Annotated in this window: 1 protein-coding gene and 1 pseudogene; both read left to right on the top strand. The window is 70.1% G+C overall.

Annotation, left to right across the window (positions count from 1 at the left end):
• Positions 1-1279 (top strand): annotated as a pseudogene (locus ACLQ24_RS29145) (malto-oligosyltrehalose synthase); the annotation flags it as partial.
• Entirely contained in the window at positions 1276-3003 is a 1728-nt protein-coding gene (treZ, locus tag ACLQ24_RS29140; protein WP_425894946.1) for a malto-oligosyltrehalose trehalohydrolase, read from the top strand. The pseudogene ACLQ24_RS29145 and the gene treZ, both read left to right, overlap by 4 nt.
• Positions 3004-3133: the final 130 nt, after the last annotated feature.

Genomic DNA, 3133 nt, shown 5'->3' with positions numbered 1-3133 from the left:
AAGCCGCCGCGCATCACGTACCGCAACACCCATACACGGACAACGATCACGGCACCTTTGGGTTACTGGTCAATACCCGCCGCAGGGCGCCCGGCACCTCGCCGCCGCCCGCTCCGAGGCCGGTCGCCGCCGCCCCGACCTGACCGGCGCGCTGGACGCGATCACCCGCCGGCTGCGCGACCCCGACGACGAGCTGGCGAAGCGCTTCCCGCAGCTCACCGGCGCGGTGATGGCCAAGGGCGTGGAGGACACCGCGTTCTACCGGTGGAGCCGGTTCGTGGCGCTCAACGAGGTGGGCGGCAGCCCCGCCCACTTCGGGGTGCCGCCGGCGGAGTTCCACCGCTTCGCCGCCGCCCAGCAGGTCCGCTGGCCCGCCAGCATGACCACCCTCTCCACCCACGACACGAAGCGCGGCGAGGACGTCCGCGCCCGCCTCGCCGTGCTCAGCGAGCTGCCGGGCCGCTGGGCCGAGCAGGTCACGACCTGGATGGAGTACGCGCCGCTGCCCGACCCGGCGTTCGCCCACCTGCTCTGGCAGACGGCCGTCGGGGCGTGGCCGATCGAGCGGGAGCGGCTGCACGCGTACGCCGAGAAGGCCGCCCGGGAGGCCGCGGCCTCGACCAGTTGGGTGGACCCCGACCCGGGCTTCGAGCAGGCCATGCACGCGGTCATCGACATGATGTACGACGACCCGGCGCTGCACGACGAGCTGGCCGAACTCGCCGCCGCGATCACCCCGGCCGGCTGGTGCAACTCCCTCGGGCAGAAGCTGATTCAGCTCACCATGCCCGGCGTGCCGGACACCTACCAGGGCACCGAGCTGTGGGACAACTCCCTGGTCGATCCGGACAATCGCCGGCCGGTCGACTTCGACGTACGCCGAGAGATGCTGGCGCGGCTCGACGACGGCTGGCGTCCCCCGGTCGACACCGACGGAGCGGCGAAGCTGCTCGTCGTGTCGCGGACGTTGCGGCTGCGGCGGGCGCACCCGGAGCTGTTCAGCGGCTACCGGCCGGTGCCGGCGCGCGGCCCGGTGGGCCGGCACGTGGTGGCCTTCGACCGGGGTGGCGCGATAGCGGTGGCGACCCGCCTGCCGCTGGGCCTGGCACGCGCCGGCGGCTGGTGTGACACAACCCTGTCGCTTCCCGTTAACGAAGTGAAGGACCTGTTCACCGGTCGGGTCTACAGTGGCGGGGACGTCCCGTTGGACAATCTCCTCGCGGACTATCCCGTTGCTCTGCTGGCTCCTCCCACCGCTGCCGAGGAGGCCTCGTCATGACCGAATTCTCCGTCTGGGCACCGGACGCGAGCCGGGTGCGGCTGCGCCTGGCCGGCGACACCGACCACGAGATGCGCGCCGCCGCCGCCGACGGCTGGTGGCTGGTCGACGTGCCCGACGCCGGCCTCGACTACTCCTTTCTGCTGAACGACGACGAAACTCCACTGCCTGACCCCCGCTCACCGTGGCAGCCTGCGGGGGTGCACGGGCCGAGCCGCCGCTACGACCATCTTGCGTTCCAGTGGACTGATTCCTCCTGGACGGGTCGGCAACTGCCCGGCAGCGTCCTCTACGAGCTGCACATCGGCACCTTCACCCCGGAGGGCACCTTCGACGCGGCCATCGACCGCCTTGACCACCTGGTGAACCTCGGTGTCGACCTGGTCGAACTGCTCCCGATCAACGCCTTCAACGGCGAACACAACTGGGGGTACGACGGCGTCTGCTGGTATGCCCCGCACGAGCCCTACGGCGGTCCGGACGGCCTGAAACGGTTCGTCGACGCCGCCCACGCTCGCGGGTTGGGGGTGATCCTCGACGTCGTCTACAACCATTTCGGGCCCTCCGGGGCCTACGCGCCACGGTTCGGCCCCTACCTCGCCGAGCAGAGCAACAGTTGGGGCCGCTCGATCAACCTGGACGGCCCGCACTCCGACGAGGTACGCCGCTACATCATCGACAGCGTGCTCATGTGGCTGCGCGACTACCACGTCGACGGGCTGCGCCTGGATGCCGTGCACGCGCTGCCGGACACCCGTGCTGTCCCTCTGCTTGAGGAATTGGCCGTCGAGGTCGAGTCGCTGTCGACTCATCTGGGCCGGCCGCTCTCGCTCATCGCCGAATCGGACCTCAACGACCCCCGGCTCATCACCCCCCGCGAGGCGGGCGGGTTCGGTCTGCACGCCCAGTGGAACGACGACGCCCACCACGCGCTGCACACGCTGCTGACGGGGGAGCGGCAGGGCTACTACGGCGACTTCGGCTCCCTGGAGACCCTGTCGGACGTCCTGACCGGCGGGTTCTTCCACGCGGGCACCTGGTCCAGCTTCCGCAACCGCCACCACGGGCGGCCCCTCGATTCCCGCGTCCCTGGTCATCGGTTGGTCGCCTACTTGCAGAACCACGACCAGATCGGGAACCGGGCCACCGGGGATCGGATCTCGGCCTCCCTGTCGTCCGCCCTCGTACGGGTCGGCGCCATGATCCTGCTGACCGCGCCGTTCACGCCGATGCTGTTCATGGGGGAGGAGTGGGCGGCCTCCACGCCGTGGCAGTTCTTCACCTCGCACCCGGAGCCGGAGTTGGCGACCGCCGTGCGGACCGGTCGGCGGCGCGAGTTCGCCTCACATGGGTGGCCCGAAGGGGACGTGCCCGACCCGCAGGACCCGGAGACGTTCGTACGGTCCCGGTTGGACTGGGCCGAGCTGGACAAGCCCGAGCATGCTTCGATGTTGGCGTTCTACCAGCGGTTGATCGCGCTGCGGCGGTCGGTGGCGGACCTGTCTGATCCTCGGATGCACGCGGTGTCGGTGCAGCACGGGGACCAGTTCCTGCTGATGCGGCGGGGGGACACTCTCGTCGTGGCGAACTTTGCTGGGCGGGGGCAGGGGGTGTCGCTGCCGGGGGTGGCTCGGCGGGTGCTGCTGGCGACCGGCGAGGGTGTCACCGTGATGCGGGACCGGATCGAGTTGCCTGCGGAGACAGCGGCGATCGTGGCGCTGTAGTGAGTTAGCAAACTGGGTCAAAGCAGCTTCAGGTACGTATTTAGCTCGAGTCGGTGGTGAGGTCCGGTGGGAGCCAGGGGCCGGTGGTGAACAGGGCGGTGAGGACGTCGAGGAGGTCTTCGCCGTGTTT

Origin of the sequence: Micromonospora sp. DT4 (genome assembly GCF_049841675.1) — a bacterium.
Classification (GTDB): Bacteria; Actinomycetota; Actinomycetes; order Mycobacteriales; family Micromonosporaceae; genus Micromonospora.
Note: the sequence above shows the minus strand (reverse complement) of the source record. Positions and strands in the feature narration are given on the sequence as shown.

Coding starts and splice junctions, on each gene's coding strand:
- treZ (WP_425894946.1), top strand. CDS start 1,276: ATGACCGAATTCTCCGTCTGGGCACCGGACGCGAGCCGGGTGCGGCTG.